This is a genomic window from Herbaspirillum sp. WGmk3, assembly GCF_023952535.1.
Classification (GTDB): domain Bacteria; phylum Pseudomonadota; class Gammaproteobacteria; order Burkholderiales; family Burkholderiaceae_D; genus Herbaspirillum; species Herbaspirillum huttiense.
This window is the reverse complement of the sequence record NZ_JAKYWT010000006.1, coordinates 230,925-246,897: the sequence shown is the minus strand read 5'-3', so window position 1 is coordinate 246,897 and position 15,973 is coordinate 230,925. Positions and strand designations below refer to the sequence as shown.

Sequence of the window (15,973 nt, the reverse complement as noted above, 5' to 3'; positions counted from 1 at the left end):
GGTCAGCGGTTGCGTGCCGCCGCGACCGCACGGCCAAGATCGGCCACCGACATCGCATAGAAGTAGCTGCGATTGTACTGCGTGATGGCGTAGAAGTTGTTGGTGGCCACCCAGTACTCGGTCGGGCCGGTGCCGTTCTGCAGGTCGACCAGGCCATAGCGCAGGCCGGCCGGCAGGGCGGACGTGGAGATACCGGCCGCTTGCAGTTCCTCGACGGTGTACTTGGCTTCCAGGCCCTGGTTGAGCATGGCTTCCCACTGGCGGTTGTCATTCGAGACCGCGACCGGGAAGGCCACCGGTTCGCCGCGCTGCCAGCCGTGCACGGCCAGGTAGTGGGCCACGCTGCCGATGGCGTCCACCGGCGAATTGCGCAGGTCGATCTTGCCATCGCCATCGAAGTCCACCGCGTATTCGCGGATGCTGCCCGGCATGAACTGCGGCCAGCCGATGGCCCCGGCATAGGAACCGCGCAAGGACATCGGATCGATGCCGGCCTCGCGCGCCAGCAGCAGGGTGTTTTCCAGCTCGCCCCGGAAGAAGGCCATGCGCGCGTCACGGTTGGGGGTGTTGGGGTAGTCGAAGGCCAGCGTGGTCAGCACATCCATCACGCGGAAGTTGCCGGTGTTGCGGCCGTAGACGGTTTCCACGCCGATGATGCCGACGATGATGTCCATGGGCACGCCGTATTGCGCCTCGGCGCGGGCCAGCGCGACGCCATAGGTGTTCCAGAAATCGACACCGGCATTGATGCGCACCGGTTCCACGAAGCGCGCGCGGTAGGCCGCCCAGTTCTTGGGCTTGGTGCTGGGGGCCGGCTTGATGAGCTGGATGGCGCTGTCCACGTAGCGGGTCCGGGCGAAGAGGGCGTTGAGATCGCTGCGCTGGAACTGGTTGCGGTCGGCCATCTCGTCCATGAAGCGGGCGACATCCTTCCACTCGTTGAAGTTGACGAACTCGCCCTGGTCATCAGCGGCCACTTTCTTCTTGGCCTGCGGCTTGGCTTTCTTCTCTGTTGCCTTCTTGTCTTTGTTGTCCACCGCCTTTTTCTGGGTTTTCTTTTCCACAGGCTTGCCGTCCTGCGCCTGCACGGTCATCGGCAAGGCACACAGTGTGGAGATCAGCAGGGCGGAGGCGAGGGCGGTCAGGCGAGGCAGGGAGATGGGCATGAGCAGGATGAGCAGCAGGGGAGGCCAGACAAGCGTGCAAGTATACCGCATCGGCCGCTGCGCCCTGCGCTGGTGCATGATGCCGACGCGGCTTTGACCACGATAGGCGACAGCCAATGTACACTAGTCCGAGGAGACAACCCGGCCAGCCTGGTGTTTGCCGGGTGGCAATATCATCGCAACAAGATCGCAACGAGATTGCAACAAGAGCAAGAATGACTACCGCCATCTATACGCACGCCGATTGCCAGCGCCATGAAATGGGTGACTGGCACCCTGAGACGCCCGCTCGTCTCGAGGCGATCGAAGACCAGCTGATCCTGAGCCGCATCGATCAGTTCCTCGACCGCCGCGAAGCCCCGCTGGCCGATCCGGCCGAACTGGAGCGCGTGCATACTGCCGCCGCCGTCGATTACGTGCGCGAGCACAGCCATGCCCTGAGCCTGTCGGGGCAGTCGTATCACTCCGTCGATGGCGACACCCTGCTCAACAAGCACAGCTGGAAAGCCGCCCTGCGCGCGGCCGGCGCGGCGGTGGCCGCGACCGATGCGGTGCTGGCCGGCGAACTGGACAATGCCTTCTGCGCAGTGCGTCCGCCGGGCCATCACGCCACGCCCGCCAAGGCCATGGGCTTCTGCCTGTTCAACAACGTGGCGGTGGCGGCGCGGCATGCCATCGACGTGCACGGGCTGGAACGGGTGGCGGTGATCGATTTCGACGTGCATCACGGCAATGGCACCGAAGACATCTTTGCCCATGATCCGCGGGTGCTGATGGTGAGTTTCTTCCAGCATCCCTTCTATCCCTTCTCGGGTGACGGGCCGACCGAATCGCACATCGTCAACGTGCCGGTGCCGGCCTATTCCGATGGCAGTGCGGTGCGCCAGCTGGTGACCGAGAAATGGCTGCCGGCGCTGCATGCGCACCAGCCGCAGATGATCTTCATCTCGGCCGGTTTCGATGCCCACCGCGAGGATGACATGGGCCAGATGGGCCTGGTGGAAGCCGATTACGCCTGGATGACGCGGCAGATCATGAAGATCGCCGACCAGTACGCCAAAGGCCGCATCGTCAGTTGCCTGGAGGGCGGCTACAACCTCTCTGCGCTGGGGCGCAGTGTGGTGGCTCACCTGAAGGTGCTGGCCGACCTGGAATGAGAGTTAGGTTTTCCACAGGCGTTTTTAAGTAATGGCGCGATAAAAACTAAGGTTTTTGTCGCGCCTTGTTTTTATGCACAGGGGGCAGTCTGTCCGCCGCCCGCTGCATGCTTCCTCAAACCTCTGCAGGCGCATTTGCCTCATAGGGTTCATAGGCCTCATAGGCCGCAATGATCGCATCGGCCACCGCGCGCACCCGTGCCGTGCGGTTCAGGTCGCTGTGCAGCACCAGCCACATGTCGTAAGGCTCGGCCCGCTGCGGCCAGATGCGCACCAGGCCGCTGGCCTTGTCGCCCACATGCGTGGGCAGTTCGCCGATGCCGAAACCCGCCTGCAGGCTGTCGACCATGACCAGCCCGGTACTCACTTCCATGGCCACGTTGGCGTGGGCGATGGATTCGCCGCAGATCTGCTCGGACTTGCTGGGCGAGACGCTGCGCGGATAGATCACCACGTCATGTCCCTTCAGGCCGGTGCCCGGGTCGGGCAGGCCGCGCTTTTTCACATAGGCTTTCGAGGCATACATGCCGGTATGCAGCCGTTTCAGATGGCGCGCGATCAGGTCCGGCGCATCCGGGCGCACGGTACGCACGGCGATGTCGGCCTCGCGCTTGGTGAGGTTGGTGAGCTGGGTGGAGGTCGAGAGCACCACGCGGATTTTCGGATGCTCCTGGTGCAGCCGGTGCAAGGCCGGTAACAGAAAATGGCGCGCCGTGATGTCGGTGGCCGCCAGCCGTACCACGCCGCACAGGCGTTCATCCATGCCCTGCATCTGGCGTTGCAGCTGTTCCGCGCCTTGCTCCATCTGCGTAGCCGCAGCAGCCGCCAGTTCGCCCGCCGGGGTGGGCACATAGCCGCTGGGCGTGCGCAGGAACAGGCGCGCACCCAGCGAGCTTTCCAGTGCGGCCAGGCGGCGGCCTGCGGTGGCCTGGTCGATCTCCAGATGTTCGGCGGCCCCGCGCAAGGTGCCCACGCGATAGATGGCCAGGAAGATGCGGGCGTTGTCCCAATCCATGATGTGCCTTTGCTGCAAGAGGGGATTCAGTGAAGACGTGATGCAAATTTGCATCAGCGCGCTGATTTTATACCTCTTTATTGCATCACTGCCCAAGCCTAGAATCTGCCCCATTCAACCCCGCCCCGGTCTTCTCCGGTCGCGGGATTGCGGTTCTCCCTCGCACCCTGCGTGCAGAAAGTCCTGTTGCCATGTCTTCCACACAATGCCCTCGTGCGCCAGCCTCGGTGCTGGCACCTCCCCTTGCCGATGCCGCCCCGCATGCCGGCATGCTGCCGCTGGTGGCCCTGGCCATCGGTTTCGTCATGGCCATGCTGGATGTGACGGTGGTCAACGTCGGGCTGTCCAATATTTCCACCAGCCTGGATGCACCCTTGTCGATGCTGGTGTGGATCGTCGATGGCTATACGCTGACCTTCGCCGCCATGCTGCTGGTGGGCGGCGCGTTGGCCGACCGCTTCGGTGCGCGGCGGCTTTATCTGACCGGGCTGTTCCTGTTCGTGCTGGCCTCGCTGCTGTGCGGGGCTGCACCCAACGGCCCCTTCCTGATTGCGGCACGCCTGCTGCAGGGCTTGGGCGCGGCCTTCTTCATGCCCAGTTCGCTGAGCCTGCTCACACACGTGTATGAGGATGACCGCGTGCGTGCCCGCATGCTGGGCGTCTGGTCGGCGACCGTGGGCCTGGCCGCTGCTGCCGGGCCGCTGCTGGGCGGCGTGCTGATCCACTGGCTGGGCTGGCGCAGCGTGTTCCTCATCAACGTGCCGGTGGGCCTGTTGGGTTTGCTGATGGCGCGCAAGCTCATTCCCCAAGTCGTCGGGCACGCCCGTGCGCTGCATCTGTTCAGCCACCTGGCCGGGGTGGTGATGCTGGCCGGGATTTCCTTCGTGCTGATCCAGGGACCGGTGTATGGCTGGGCCTCTCCGCGCATCCTGGCGGCGCTGGCAGTGGCGGTGCTGGCCGCCGTGGCGCTGGTGCGCCATGAACTGCGCGGCATTGCGCCGCTGTTGCCCAAGGCGCTGTTTGCCACGCCGCAGTTTGCGGCGGCCAATGGCATCGGCTTCCTCATCAACTTCGGCGTCTATGGCAACCTGTTCTACCTGGCGCTGTTCCTGCAGCAGGGACGCGGCGCGGATGCCCTGCAGACCGGGCTGCAACTGGTACCGATGATGGCCGTGGTCTTCTTCGGCAACCTGATGTCAGGCCGCATGGCCGCCCACTGGGGGCCGCGTGTGCCGCTGCTGCTGGGCCTCTCGGTGGGGACCGTCTTTACCGCCGTGGCCATGAGTTTCCGTCCCGAGACGCCGTACTGGCTGCTGGCCCTGGTATGCGCGGCGGCCAACCTGGGCATCAGTACCGCCATTCCTTCCATGACCACGGTGGTCATGCAGGTGGCCGGCAAGGCCCACGCCAACAGTGCGGCGGCGGCGCTCAATGCCAATCGCCAGATCGGTGCCCTGGTCGGCGTGGCCCTGATGGGCGCGATCCTGCACAGCGTGGCGGGCTGGAGCCTGCGCAATCCGCTGGCGTTCGGCGTGATGGCGCTGGCTTATGGCGTCGCCCTGTGGCTGGTGTGGCGCTTCGTGGGTGTTGTCAAGGAGCAATGGGTGGCGCGCCGCGCGTGAGCGCGGGTGTTGTTCCCCGTCCAACGGCCTGCCCCGACTTGTGCGCGGCAGGCCGTTTTCTTGGGGATTTGTTAGGGATTGGCGGGGCAGGGCCGTAAAATAGCGCCTTCAACGAAATACGCATCAGAAAGAAGCTCCGCATGTCCATCCAATGGTTCCCCGGTCACATGAACTCCGCCCGCCGCAAGGCCGCGGAGAGCATGGAAAAAGTCGATATGGTCATCGAAGTGGTCGATGCCCGCCTGCCGCAGGCCAGCTGCAATCCCATGATCGAGCAGCTGCGCAATGCGCGCCAGCGTCCTTGCCTGAAGATCCTGAACAAGACCGACATGGCCGATCCGGTGGCCACCCAAGCCTGGATCGACTACTACAACAGCCAGAAGGGCGTCACGGCCGTGGCCCTGTCCTGCAAGAAGCCGTCCGATGTGGCGCGCGTGCCCAAGCTGGCGATTCAGGTGGCACCGCATCGCGGCACTGCCCTGAAACCGCTGCGCATGATGATCATGGGCATCCCCAACGTGGGCAAGTCGACCCTGATGAATGCGCTGCTGAAAAAGCGCGTGGCCGCCGTCGGTGATGAACCGGCCGTGACCAAGACCCAGCAGCGTCTCTACCTGGGCAATAACATGGTGCTCACCGATACCCCCGGCATGCTCTGGCCCAAGATCGAGCATCCCAGCGACGGCCTGATGCTGGCGGCCAGCCATGCGGTGGGCAGCAATGCGCTGATCGAAGAGGAAGTGGCGACCTTCCTGGCCGACCTGCTGCTGCAGCGCTATCCGCAGTTGCTCAAGGCGCGCTATGGCTTCAATACCGAAGGCATGGATGGCGTGGCGGTGGTGGAGGGCGTGGCAGCCAAGCGCGGCTTCCGTCTCAAGGGCGGCGAGTACGATTTCGAGAAGGCCGCACACACCTTCCTGCAGGATTACCGCAGCGGCGCACTGGGCCGCATCTCGCTGGAAACGCCGCAGTCGCGTGCCGAGCTGCTGGCGACCTATCAGTCCACCGACAATCCCGATGCCCTGCAGGCCGAGGATGACGAGGAAGACGACGAGGATTACGACTGGCGAGACGCTCCGGATCACCGGGGGCGTTGAATCTAAGTTTTGCTTTCCGGAAAACTTAGAAACCGGAGGTCAAAAACTAAGTTTTTGAGGGATTACCGGCAAGCGAAAAATTCCCGCCCAATGAAAAAGGCCAGCTCGATGAGCTGGCCTTTTCCTTGATGCAGGCAAGTCAGGCGTTGCGGATTACCAGGAGGTGATCACGGAACCCTTGTACTTTTCCAGCACGAACTTCTTCACTTCCGGGCTGTGGTAAGCCTTGACCAGCTTGGCGACCCAGGGCTTGTCCTTGTCGGCGGTACGCACGGCAATCACGTTGGCGTAGGGACCGGTGGAGGCTTCCACGGCAATCGCATCCTTGGTCGGCGAGAGGCCGGCCGATTCAGCGTAGTTGCCGTTGATGACGGCAGCGTCGAAGTCATCCAGCGAACGCGGCAGCTGGGCGGCATCCAGTTCGATGATCTTGATCTTCTTCGGGTTTTCCACGATGTCCAGCGGGGTTGCCTTCAGGCCGGCATCGGCTTTCAGCTTGATCACGCCCTTGGCTTGCAGCACCAGCAGGGCGCGGCCGCCGTTGGTCGGATCGTTGGGCACGCCCACGCGTGCACCTTGTTTCAGGTCGTTGAGCGACTTGATCTTCTTGGAGTACACGCCCATCGGGAAGGTGATGGTGCTGCCCACGCTCACGAACTTGTAGCCACGGTCCTTGATCTGCGCATCCAGGTAGGGCTGGTGCTGGTAGGAGTTGGCGTCCAGGTCGCCGGCGGCCAGCGCGGCGTTGGGCTGGATGTAGTCGGTGAATTCGATGACCTTCATCTGCACGCCGTCTTTTTCCAGCAGCTTCTTGACCTGTTCCATGATCTCGGCGTGCGGACCGGCGGTCACGCCCATCTTGATCTGGTCTTCGGCCATGGCGGGAGCACAGGCCAGGCCGGCGGCCAGGCCCAGGCCTGCGATGAATTGAATCAACTGACGACGCTTCATGACTTTCCTTTCGAGCATTGAGGTGGGCAGCGGATAGCTGCCGTTTTTTTGTAGTAACTGCGCTCAGCGGTGGCTGAGCTTGCGGACCAGCAGGTCTCCCAGGGATTGCACCAGCTGGACGAACACGATCAGGATCAGCACCACGGCCAGCATCACTTCCGGCAGGAAGCGCTGGTAGCCGTAGCGGATGCCCAGGTCGCCCAGGCCGCCGCCACCGATGGCACCGGCCATGGCCGAATAACCGACCAGGCTGACGAAGGTGATCGTGAGACCGGCGACGATACCAGCAAATGCTTCAGGCACCAAGACCTTGTAAATGATTTGCCAGGTGGTCGCACCCATGGCTTGCGCCGCTTCCACCAGGCCGTGATCGACTTCGCGCAGGGCGGTCTCGACCAGGCGCGCAATGAAGGGCGCGGCGGCGATGGTCAGCGGGACGATGGCAGCGGCCGTGCCGATGGAGGTGCCCACGAAGAAGCGCGTCATCGGGATCACCGCCACCAGCAGGATGATGAAGGGCGTCGAGCGCACCGCATTGACCAGCAGGCCGGCGATGCGGTTGAAGGCGACGTTGGGCAGCACGCCCTTGGATTCGGTGATGTGCAGGGCGATGCCGAGCGGAATGCCGAGCAGTGAGCCGACCACGCCCGAGATCACCACCATCATCAGCGTCTCGCCGAAGGAGCTGACGAACAGATCGATCAGTTCAGATGACATGGTTGAGCTCCTCGACGACCACGCCCTGCTCGCGCAGGTATTGCATGGCCTGGTTGATGTTGTCCTGGGTACCGTTGGCGAGGATCGCCAGCGAACCGAATGCCTGGCCCTGGATCTCGTCGATCTGGCCGTGCAGGATGTTGAAATTCAGGTTGAAGCGGCGCACCGCTTCCGACAGGTGCGGCTGGTCCACATCGTTGCCGGTGAAGGCGAAGCGGAACAGGTGGTCGGTGCCCTGGCCGGCGTCGGCACGCGCAAGGCGTTCGCGCAGACGGGCCAGCACGCCCTTGGGCAGCTCGTGGGCGATGACGTCGCCGATCAGCGCGCGGGTGACTTCATGGCGCGGCTGGCGGAACACCTCCAGCACTTCGCCCTGTTCGATCACCTGGCCGGCTTCCATCACGGCCACGCGGTCGCAGATCTGCTTGATGACTTCCATCTGGTGCGTGATCAGCACGATGGTCAGGCCCAGCTCCTTGTTGATCTTGCGCAGCAGTTCGAGGATGGAGCGGGTGGTTTCCGGGTCCAGCGCCGAGGTGGCTTCGTCCGAGAGCAGGACCTTGGGATCGTTGGCCAGGGCGCGGGCGATGCCCACGCGCTGCTTCTGGCCGCCGGAAATCTGTGCCGGATAGCGGTCGCGCAGGGCGGTCAGGCCGACCAGCTCCAGCAAGGGTTCGACCTTGGCGGCGATCTCCGACTTGCTCTTGCCGGCCAGTTCCAGCGGCAGCGCGATGTTGTCGTAGACGCTGCGCGAGGAGAGCAGGTTGAAGTGCTGGAAGATCATGCCGATGCCACGGCGCGCTTCGCGAAGTTGGGAGGACGACAGCGAGGTCAGGTCCTGGCCATCGAGGACGATACGTCCGGAAGTGGGACGATTCAGCAGGTTCAGGGTGCGCACCAGGGTGCTCTTGCCCGCGCCGCTGCGGCCGATGATGCCGAAGATCTCGCCCTTGCGGATCGACAAATCGACATTGCGCACCGCTTCGACATTGCCGAACCGCTGGGTGACAGCTTGTATTTCGATCATGATGGAAAAGAAGAATGGCAGCGGGCCCCCGGGTGCCGACGCCAGCGCGGCATCGTGGGACGCTGCGGGCGGGTCAGGACCTCAGGTCTCCACTGCCATCAATATTTTTATAAGAAGGCGCTATTTTAAGGCGGCAAGGTTATATAGGGAAAATAAATTTTCGCCTATGCATATAACCGGCGCGTCTTAGCATGCGGCGGGAACCCGCGTGCAGAGCGGCTTTGCGGGGCGATTTGCACGGTGGGCCCGGTCCGGGGAGACGACCTTGACTCGATGTTGAGCGAGAAAGTTGTCGAATAAGTTTTGTCGTTCACCTCATTTTTTCACTGAATGCCGTCAGTGACGGTGCCAGGGCTTATCTTCCTGAATTTTTTGTCCGGCGTGCTGCAGCGCGCCGGATCCAGCCCCGGAATCCTCCCCATGTATGCCTTTCCTGTCACTGACCTGGCCGAGCGCCTCGACGCGCTGCTGGAGCTGGCCGATATCGATGAAGTCATCCTCACCCGAGCGGGTGCCGACAACCTGGTGCTGGTGCGCGAACCGGTCTGGCGCGGAGTGCAGGAAGCCCTGCACCTGCTGGGCAACGATCTCAATGCCGAACGCCTGCTGTGCAGCCTGTTGCAGCTGCGCGCCGAACTGCTGCCGCTGAAGGAGCAGCCTTGACCCCGCTCTGGATGACCCCGCTGGCGCGCGAGGACCTGGCCTGGTGGCGTCGCCATGACCGCCGGGTTGCACGTCAATTACTTCATTTGATGCGACGACTAAGTGAAGGAGCTTGCATTCCATCGGCCCGCCGGGTGGCCTTGCCCCTGCGCTTGCCCGGACTTTACGCGGTGCGCGTGCAGGGTGAACACCGGCTCGTCATCGAGTTGGTGGCGGGCAGGCTGGTGATTCATCAGTGCCGGTTTCATTACTGATGGACAACAAAATCCGTTGACCTCTATGCGCGACATTGGTTGCTATAAAGCTACAGAAAAGTCTTATAAAGCATAGCAATTCAAGGAATGATTCATTTGAGAAATAAAAGTCGGTTTAGATTTGCCGTGACTTCTTGATGTTTCTTTCAGAAGCCTGGGTGGTGCCCTCGTCGCAAGGTGATGTCCACCCTCCAATCAACAGCAATCAAACCACTACGGAGTACTCTATGAAAAAGTCCATCCTGGCCCTGGCCGTGCTGGCTGCCTTCGGCGGCGCGGCGCACGCGCAGAGCAGCGTGACCATCTACGGTGCGGTCGACGCCAGCCTGTCCTACACCAACAAGATCTCCACCGGCGGCAAGGATACGGGCGGCCAGATGGCGCTCGATTCCGGCCTGATGAAGGGTTCGCGCCTGGGCGTCAAGGGCGTGGAAGACCTGGGTGGCGGCATCAAGGTCTTGTTCACCATCGAGAACGGTTTCAGTGTCGATACCGGCGAAGCGGGTCAGGGCAAGCTGCTGTGGGGCCGTCAGGCGACCGTGGGCCTGTCGGGCAACTTCGGTACGGTGCTGGTCGGTCGCCAGAAGGATGTGTTGGATGACGTGGGCAGCATTACCTCCCCGGGCGACTTCGGTGGCGTGGTCAGCCGTGTTCATTCGCTGAACCTGGATCGTACCAACGGCGAGCGCGTCAACAACTCCATCCGCTACAACACCCCGAACTTTAACGGTTTCACCGGTAGCGTCATCTATGGCTTCGGTGAGCAAGCCGGCAATACCGGTGCCGGTCAGTCCTTCGGCCTGGGCGGTACCTATGCCAACGGTCCGCTGAACATCGGCCTGGGCTACTTCCAGAGCAAGATGGGCGGCAAGTCCGCCAGCGATGTCAACGGCGCGGCAGCCTGCAACGGTGGCGGCAAGTACGGCGACACCTGCCTGAAGACCTGGACCCTGGCTGCTGCCTATCAGTTCGGCCCGGCGCGTGTGTATGGTTCGTATTCGCGCGTGAAGCTGCCGCTGACGGCAGCGCGTCGCAGCTTCGATCCGAAGTTCGACAGCTTTGCCGCCTGGACCGACCCGAACAAGAAGATCGAGCGCTACGACGCTGTCGAGAAGGGCGACTACACCATCGGCGGTGCCAACAACGAGTCGAGCCAGACGCTGGACCTGGGCGTGAACTATCGGATCTCGCCGTCGCTGTCCTTGATCAGCAGCCTGCAATACACCCGCGCCAAGTTCGTTCGCACCGTCGATGGCCGCATGGTGCAGATCAACCTGGGTGCCAAGTATGACCTGTCCAAGCGCACTTCTACCTATGCCGTCATCCGCAACCTGCGTACGTCCGACATGTACAGCGTTGGCCTGGCCAGCGACCGCGTACCAGGTAGTGATCGCAGTCAGACCGGCATCAACGCCGGCCTGAGCCACACCTTCTAAGTTCTGGCACTGCATCGGGCTCGTGGGAGCCCGATGTTTTGGCCCGCATCTGCAAGGATGCGGGTCTTTTTTTTATGCAGAAACCTTTGTGAGGTCGATGCTCGGTCAACTCAGTTGCGCGAGATCGGGGAGGAAGCCTTGCACTCCGGCTCCGCTCCGATCGCCGCCCAACAAAAAACCCGCATCATCGCTGATGCGGGTTTTTTACTTGCAGCACAGGCCATGCGACGCATGGCCCGCAGCCGGAAGGCCAATTACATCATGCCGTCCATGCCGCCCATGCCACCCATACCACCCATGCCGCCAGGCATGCCGGCCGGCTTGTCCTCGGTCACTTCGGCCACCAGGGCGTCGGTGGTCAGGATCAGGCTGGCCACGGAGGCAGCGTTTTGCAGCGCCGAACGGGTCACCTTGGCCGGATCCAGCACGCCCAGTTCCACCAGGTCACCGTAGGTGCCGTTGGAAGCGTTGTAGCCGAAGTTGCCCGAACCTTCCAGCACCTTGTTCACCACCACCGACGGCTCGTCGCCGGCGTTGAAGACGATCTGGCGCAGCGGCTCTTCGATGGCGCGCAGCACGATCTTGATGCCAGCTTCCTGATCCGGGTTGTCACCCTTCAGGTCCTTGACGTTGGCGCGAGCGCGCAGCAGGGCCACGCCACCGCCAGGCACGACGCCTTCTTCAACAGCAGCGCGGGTAGCGTGCAGGGCGTCTTCGACGCGGGCCTTCTTTTCCTTCATTTCGACTTCGGTGGCAGCGCCAACCTTGATCAGTGCAACACCGCCGGCCAGCTTGGCCACGCGCTCTTGCAGCTTTTCACGGTCGTAGTCGGAGGTCGCTTCGCCGATCTGGGTGCGGATCATTGCCACGCGAGCTTCGATGCCAGCGGCTTCGCCGTTGCCGTCGATGATGGTGGTGTTTTCCTTGCCGATTTCAACGCGCTTGGCTTGGCCCAGTTCAGCCAGGGTAGCCTTTTCCAGGGTCAGGCCGACTTCTTCGGCGATCACTTGGCCGCCGGTCAGGATGGCGATGTCTTCCAGCATGGCCTTGCGGCGGTCGCCGAAACCAGGAGCCTTGACGGCAGCGGTCTTCAGGATGCCACGGATGTTGTTGACCACCAGGGTAGCCAGGGCTTCGCCTTCGACGTCTTCAGCCACGATCAGCAGCGGACGGCCAGCCTTGGCGACTTGTTCCAGCACCGGCAGCAGGTCACGGATGTTGGAGATCTTCTTGTCGAACAGCAGGATGAAGGGATTGTCCAGAGCGACGATCTGCTTCTCTTGGTTGTTGATGAAGTACGGCGACAGGTAGCCACGGTCGAATTGCATACCTTCGACGATGTCCAGTTCGTTTTCCAGCGACTTGCCGTCTTCCACGGTGATGACGCCTTCCTTGCCGACCTTTTCCATGGCCTTGGCGATGATGTCGCCGATGTCCGCGTCGGAGTTGGCCGAGATCGAGCCGACTTGAGCGATTTCCTTGGAGGTGGTGGTGGGCTTGGCCAGGTTCTTCACTTCACCGACGATGGCGGTGACAGCCTTGTCGATACCGCGCTTCAGGTCGGTCGGGTTGAAGCCTGCGGCGACGTACTTGAAGCCTTCGCGCACGATGGCTTGAGCCAGCACGGTTGCGGTGGTGGTGCCGTCACCGGCGTTGTCGGAGGTCTTGGAAGCGACTTCCTTGACCAGCTGGGCACCCATGTTTTCCAGCTTGTCCTTCAGTTCGATTTCCTTGGCGACGGAAACGCCGTCCTTGGTCACGGTCGGGGCGCCGAAGCTGCGCTCCAGCACAACGTTGCGGCCCTTGGGGCCCAGGGTGACCTTGACTGCGTTGGCCAGGATGTTGACGCCGTTGACGACCTTGGCGCGTGCTTCATCGCCGAAAATAACTTGCTTTGCTGCCATGTTGGATTCTCCAGAAATTCGGTTCAGTTCATGTCGCCGGGCTCGGGCCTGAAGATTCAGGGAGCACCGGCTGCTGTCTTGTTGCCGATGGCCTTCACGTTTTCTCTATCTATATAGAAGGAAAAGGAAGGCCGGATGCCGAATTACTTCTCGACGACGGCGAACAGGTCTTCTTCGCGCATGACCAGCAGTTCCTGGCCATCGATCTTCACGGCCTGGCCGGAGTACTTGCCGAACAGAACGCGGTCGCCGACCTTCACGGCCAGTTGACGGACCTTGCCATCTTCCAGGATCTTGCCGTTGCCGACGGCCAGGACTTCGCCTTGGTCCGGCTTTTCGGTCGCTGCGTCAGGCAGAACGATACCGGAAGCAGTCTTGGTTTCCTGGTCGAGGCGCTTGACGATAACGCGATCGTGCAAAGGGCGAAGATTCATGAGAACTCCTTAATTTTCAATAAGTTAGCATTGATTGCGGCGATGCCTGCAACGGTTTTCTTCCAAATGCAGCAGACGTCACCGCATGAAAAAGGGGATTGCGCCCGGCGGCGCTGTTAGCACTCTGCCGTGACGAGTGCTAAGTATAGGGATGGGTTGGGGAATTTTCAAGGCGTCAATTGCCGTGTTTGCGCGCCTGGTCCGCGCACCGGCACTCAAAAAATTCGAGGCCAGTTAAGAGAAATGCAGGCATGGCTCTGAATATGTAAAAAATAGAATGCGAATCATTATTATTGCGGCTCTTTCGGATCAGTCCGGAAGAGCCTTTTTTATAAGAAATGAACGGCGGAGGTTCGCCAGTATTTTTATTGGACCGAAATGCAATGAAGAACAATCAGGCCCCTTTCAACCATGCACGCGATCTGCGTATCGCCACCTCAACCCTTGCCTCGCTCGTGATGCTCGGCTTCCCGCTGGCCGGCATGGCGCAGCAGTCCGCGGCGCCCGACGGGCCGGCGGGGCTGGAACCGATCCAGGTCAGCAGCGATTGGCTCGGCACTGGCTTCGAGAGCAGCGTGAAGACCTATCCCGGTGCCCGCACCGTGGTCAAGAAGCAGGAGATCGACAGCACCGGCGCCGTCAGCATCGGCGAGGTGATGCGCCGCATTCCCGGCGTGCAGTCCAGCGACAGCGCCGGTACCTCCGGCAGCGCCATTGCCTTGAACATCGGCGTGCGCGGTCTGACCGGACGCTTTTCGCCGCGCTCCACCGTCCTGCTGGATGGCATCCCCTTGTCGGTGGCACCCTATGGCCAGCCCCAGCTTTCGTTTGCGCCCCTGAGCCTGAACAACATCGAATCGATCGACGTCATCCGTGGCGGCGGCGCGGTGCGCTTCGGCCCACAGAACGTGGGCGGCATCATCAATTTCAAGACGCGCTCCATTCCCGCCAGCGAGCGCATTTCGGGTGATGCCTCGGTGCGCTACAACAGCTACGGCAAGGGTGGCGGCAATGCGCAGTACACCGCCTTTGCCGGCGGCCAGAGCGACAATGGCCTGGGCATGGCCTTCCTGTACTCGGGCCAGGACGGCAGCGGATGGCGCGACAAGAGCGATGAACATCTCAACGATTTTGCGCTGAAGATACGCTACGAAATTTCCCCGCGTTCCGAACTCCACGCCAAGTTCAATTACTACGACGTGCTGAGCCGCACGCCGGGCGGCCTCACCACCGCGCAGTACGCCGCCGACCCGTTCCAGAACACCCGCCAGCGCGACAACTGGAGCGGTACCCGCAAAGGCTTCGACGTCGGTTACCTCAATACGCTGTCGGATCATCAGGAGCTGGAGATCCGGACCTACTTCAACCAGGCGACCCGCCAGAGCAGCTTGATCAACGTGACCGGCGTGCGCCTCTCGCATCAGCCGCGCAACTATGAAACGCTGGGCATCGAACCCCGCTACACGCAGCGATTCGCCTGGGGCGGCACTACGCACGATGTCACCGTGGGTTACCGCACCATCCGCGAGCGCGGGAATGACAACATCTACAACGAAGCGGTCCGCACCGGCGCGCTGAGCGGATTCACCCAGTTCCAGAACAGTACCGATGCCCATGCCAGCTACATCGACGACAAGATTGCATTCGGCAGATGGCGCATCACGCCAGGCCTGCGTTTCGAACAGGTGCGGTCAAGCCGCTACGAAATGGGCAAGAAGGATCCTTACGAGGTGGCCAACGACAAGCTGCTGCCCTCGATCAACCTGGCCTATCTGCTCACGGAGCAATTGACCCTGTTCAGCAACTACAACACCTCCTTCGGCGTGGTGCAGAACTCGCAACTCAACACCATGTCTTCCGCCAATCCATTGTCCCCCGAATTGGCCCGGACGATGGAAGGCGGCGTGCGCTGGAAGAACGCACAGGCCTCCGCCGAAGCCACGGTGTTCCACATCAATTTTGACAACCAGATCGTGTCGGTGCAGGGAACGACGCCCAACGTCTTCCGCAACATCGGCCGCACCCAGCATGATGGCGTCGAACTGGCGATGGACTATGCCTTCGCTCCGGACAGCCCCCTGAAAGGCTGGTCGGTCTTCGCCAACTACACCTACACCCGCGCCCTGCAGAAGTCAGGCAGCAATCCGGGCAAGGACTTGCCGTTCTATGCACGCACTACCGATACGCTCGGGGTGCGCCTGCAAACCGGTCCCTGGACGCTCAACCTGTCGACCACGCACCAGGGCCGACAGTTTGCCGATGAAGCCAACACCGTCGCCGAAAGCGCTGACGGCAGCATCGGAGAAATCCCGGGCGTGCGTCTCTGGAATGCGCAGGGGAGCTGGAAGGTGCCGGGCAAGAAGGGATTCGACCTCACCGCGGGCGTCAACAACCTGCTGGACCGGCGCTACTTCACCCGTACCGTGGATGGCAATCTGGGCAAGCTGGTCGGTGCGCCGCGGACCTTGTATGTCCAAGGACGTTACACATTCTGACCGTGCCGGGATGAATGAAATCGCGCACAGGCCAC

Annotated in this window: 14 protein-coding genes; 7 read left to right on the top strand and 7 right to left on the bottom strand. The window is 62.1% G+C overall.

The window, feature by feature from the left end:
- Window positions 1–2: 2 nt before the first annotated feature.
- The gene (mltB, locus tag MKD49_RS22330; protein ID WP_252697401.1) at window positions 3–1,166 is read right to left on the bottom strand and encodes a lytic murein transglycosylase B; all 1,164 of its coding nucleotides are present in this window, start codon (window positions 1,164–1,166) and stop codon (window positions 3–5) included.
- Between the two features lie 215 nt (window positions 1,167–1,381).
- Here mltB and MKD49_RS22325 point away from each other — a divergent pair, with 215 nt between their 5' ends.
- Entirely contained in the window at window positions 1,382–2,323 is a 942-nt protein-coding gene (locus MKD49_RS22325; RefSeq protein ID WP_034333926.1) for a histone deacetylase family protein, read from the top strand.
- 115 nt (window positions 2,324–2,438) lie between these two features.
- On the opposite strand, the gene MKD49_RS22320 is transcribed toward MKD49_RS22325, so the two are convergent.
- Window positions 2,439–3,338, bottom strand: coding sequence for a LysR family transcriptional regulator (locus MKD49_RS22320; protein WP_209579727.1), 900 nt, complete (start codon window positions 3,336–3,338; stop codon window positions 2,439–2,441).
- A 191-nt stretch (window positions 3,339–3,529) separates the two neighbouring features.
- Between MKD49_RS22320 and MKD49_RS22315 the strand changes: the two genes are divergently transcribed.
- A complete protein-coding gene (locus MKD49_RS22315) occupies window positions 3,530–4,960 on the top strand; it encodes an MFS transporter (RefSeq protein WP_252697400.1) in 1,431 nt (476 codons plus the stop codon).
- Window positions 4,961–5,100: 140 nt separating this feature from the next.
- The gene (gene ylqF / locus MKD49_RS22310) at window positions 5,101–6,057 is read left to right on the top strand and encodes a ribosome biogenesis GTPase YlqF (RefSeq protein WP_083859647.1); all 957 of its coding nucleotides are present in this window, start codon (window positions 5,101–5,103) and stop codon (window positions 6,055–6,057) included.
- 153 nt (window positions 6,058–6,210) lie between these two features.
- On the opposite strand, the gene MKD49_RS22305 is transcribed toward ylqF, so the two are convergent.
- The 3 genes from MKD49_RS22305 to MKD49_RS22295 all read right to left on the bottom strand — a co-directional run bounded on the left by MKD49_RS22305 (window position 6,211) and on the right by MKD49_RS22295 (window position 8,752).
- Window positions 6,211–7,008 (bottom strand): MetQ/NlpA family ABC transporter substrate-binding protein, encoded by a 798-nt coding sequence (locus MKD49_RS22305; protein ID WP_134221481.1) that lies wholly within the window; start codon window positions 7,006–7,008, stop codon window positions 6,211–6,213.
- 63 nt (window positions 7,009–7,071) lie between these two features.
- Window positions 7,072–7,725, bottom strand: coding sequence for a methionine ABC transporter permease (locus MKD49_RS22300; RefSeq protein WP_034333917.1), 654 nt, complete (start codon window positions 7,723–7,725; stop codon window positions 7,072–7,074).
- Entirely contained in the window at window positions 7,715–8,752 is a 1,038-nt protein-coding gene (locus MKD49_RS22295) for a methionine ABC transporter ATP-binding protein (RefSeq protein ID WP_039789977.1), read from the bottom strand. The genes MKD49_RS22300 and MKD49_RS22295 overlap by 11 nt, the downstream gene beginning before the upstream one ends.
- Before the next feature lie 420 nt (window positions 8,753–9,172).
- Here MKD49_RS22295 and MKD49_RS22290 point away from each other — a divergent pair, with 420 nt between their 5' ends.
- The 3 genes from MKD49_RS22290 (at window position 9,173) to MKD49_RS22280 (ending at window position 11,105) form a co-directional block, all read left to right on the top strand.
- Window positions 9,173–9,415: a type II toxin-antitoxin system Phd/YefM family antitoxin gene (locus MKD49_RS22290; protein ID WP_034333913.1), complete on the top strand. Its 243-nt coding sequence runs from the start codon at window positions 9,173–9,175 to the stop codon at window positions 9,413–9,415.
- The gene (locus MKD49_RS22285) at window positions 9,412–9,669 is read left to right on the top strand and encodes a type II toxin-antitoxin system YoeB family toxin (protein ID WP_121044516.1); all 258 of its coding nucleotides are present in this window, start codon (window positions 9,412–9,414) and stop codon (window positions 9,667–9,669) included. Before MKD49_RS22290 ends, MKD49_RS22285 begins: the two co-directional genes overlap by 4 nt.
- Window positions 9,670–9,896: 227 nt before the next feature.
- A complete protein-coding gene (locus MKD49_RS22280; protein ID WP_252697399.1) occupies window positions 9,897–11,105 on the top strand; it encodes a porin in 1,209 nt (402 codons plus the stop codon).
- A 254-nt stretch (window positions 11,106–11,359) separates the two neighbouring features.
- Here the strand turns inward: MKD49_RS22280 and groL are convergent, their stop codons facing one another.
- Entirely contained in the window at window positions 11,360–13,009 is a 1,650-nt protein-coding gene (groL, locus tag MKD49_RS22275; protein ID WP_134221484.1) for a chaperonin GroEL, read from the bottom strand.
- Window positions 13,010–13,152: 143 nt separating this feature from the next.
- Window positions 13,153–13,443, bottom strand: a complete 291-nt coding sequence (groES, locus tag MKD49_RS22270) for a co-chaperone GroES (RefSeq protein ID WP_008115200.1) — start codon at window positions 13,441–13,443, stop codon at window positions 13,153–13,155.
- Window positions 13,444–13,826: 383 nt separating this feature from the next.
- On the opposite strand from groES, the gene MKD49_RS22265 reads away from it, so the two are divergent.
- Window positions 13,827–15,938: a TonB-dependent siderophore receptor gene (locus tag MKD49_RS22265; protein ID WP_252697398.1), complete on the top strand. Its 2,112-nt coding sequence runs from the start codon at window positions 13,827–13,829 to the stop codon at window positions 15,936–15,938.
- Window positions 15,939–15,973: the final 35 nt, after the last annotated feature.

What these genes read in the sequence shown, in the direction of transcription:
- groL (WP_134221484.1), bottom strand. Translation starts at nt 13,009, where the DNA reads ATGGCAGCAAAGCAAGTTATTTTCGGCGATGAAGCACGCGCCAAGGTC.
- MKD49_RS22315 (WP_252697400.1), top strand. Translation starts at nt 3,530, where the DNA reads ATGTCTTCCACACAATGCCCTCGTGCGCCAGCCTCGGTGCTGGCACCT.
- MKD49_RS22320 (WP_209579727.1), bottom strand. Translation starts at nt 3,338, where the DNA reads ATGGATTGGGACAACGCCCGCATCTTCCTGGCCATCTATCGCGTGGGC.
- MKD49_RS22325 (WP_034333926.1), top strand. Translation starts at nt 1,382, where the DNA reads ATGACTACCGCCATCTATACGCACGCCGATTGCCAGCGCCATGAAATG.
- MKD49_RS22280 (WP_252697399.1), top strand. Translation starts at nt 9,897, where the DNA reads ATGAAAAAGTCCATCCTGGCCCTGGCCGTGCTGGCTGCCTTCGGCGGC.
- MKD49_RS22300 (WP_034333917.1), bottom strand. Translation starts at nt 7,725, where the DNA reads ATGTCATCTGAACTGATCGATCTGTTCGTCAGCTCCTTCGGCGAGACG.
- MKD49_RS22290 (WP_034333913.1), top strand. Translation starts at nt 9,173, where the DNA reads ATGTATGCCTTTCCTGTCACTGACCTGGCCGAGCGCCTCGACGCGCTG.
- MKD49_RS22265 (WP_252697398.1), top strand. Translation starts at nt 13,827, where the DNA reads ATGAAGAACAATCAGGCCCCTTTCAACCATGCACGCGATCTGCGTATC.
- MKD49_RS22305 (WP_134221481.1), bottom strand. Translation starts at nt 7,008, where the DNA reads ATGAAGCGTCGTCAGTTGATTCAATTCATCGCAGGCCTGGGCCTGGCC.
- mltB (WP_252697401.1), bottom strand. Translation starts at nt 1,166, where the DNA reads ATGCCCATCTCCCTGCCTCGCCTGACCGCCCTCGCCTCCGCCCTGCTG.
- groES (WP_008115200.1), bottom strand. Translation starts at nt 13,443, where the DNA reads ATGAATCTTCGCCCTTTGCACGATCGCGTTATCGTCAAGCGCCTCGAC.
- ylqF (WP_083859647.1), top strand. Translation starts at nt 5,101, where the DNA reads ATGTCCATCCAATGGTTCCCCGGTCACATGAACTCCGCCCGCCGCAAG.
- MKD49_RS22295 (WP_039789977.1), bottom strand. Translation starts at nt 8,752, where the DNA reads ATGATCGAAATACAAGCTGTCACCCAGCGGTTCGGCAATGTCGAAGCG.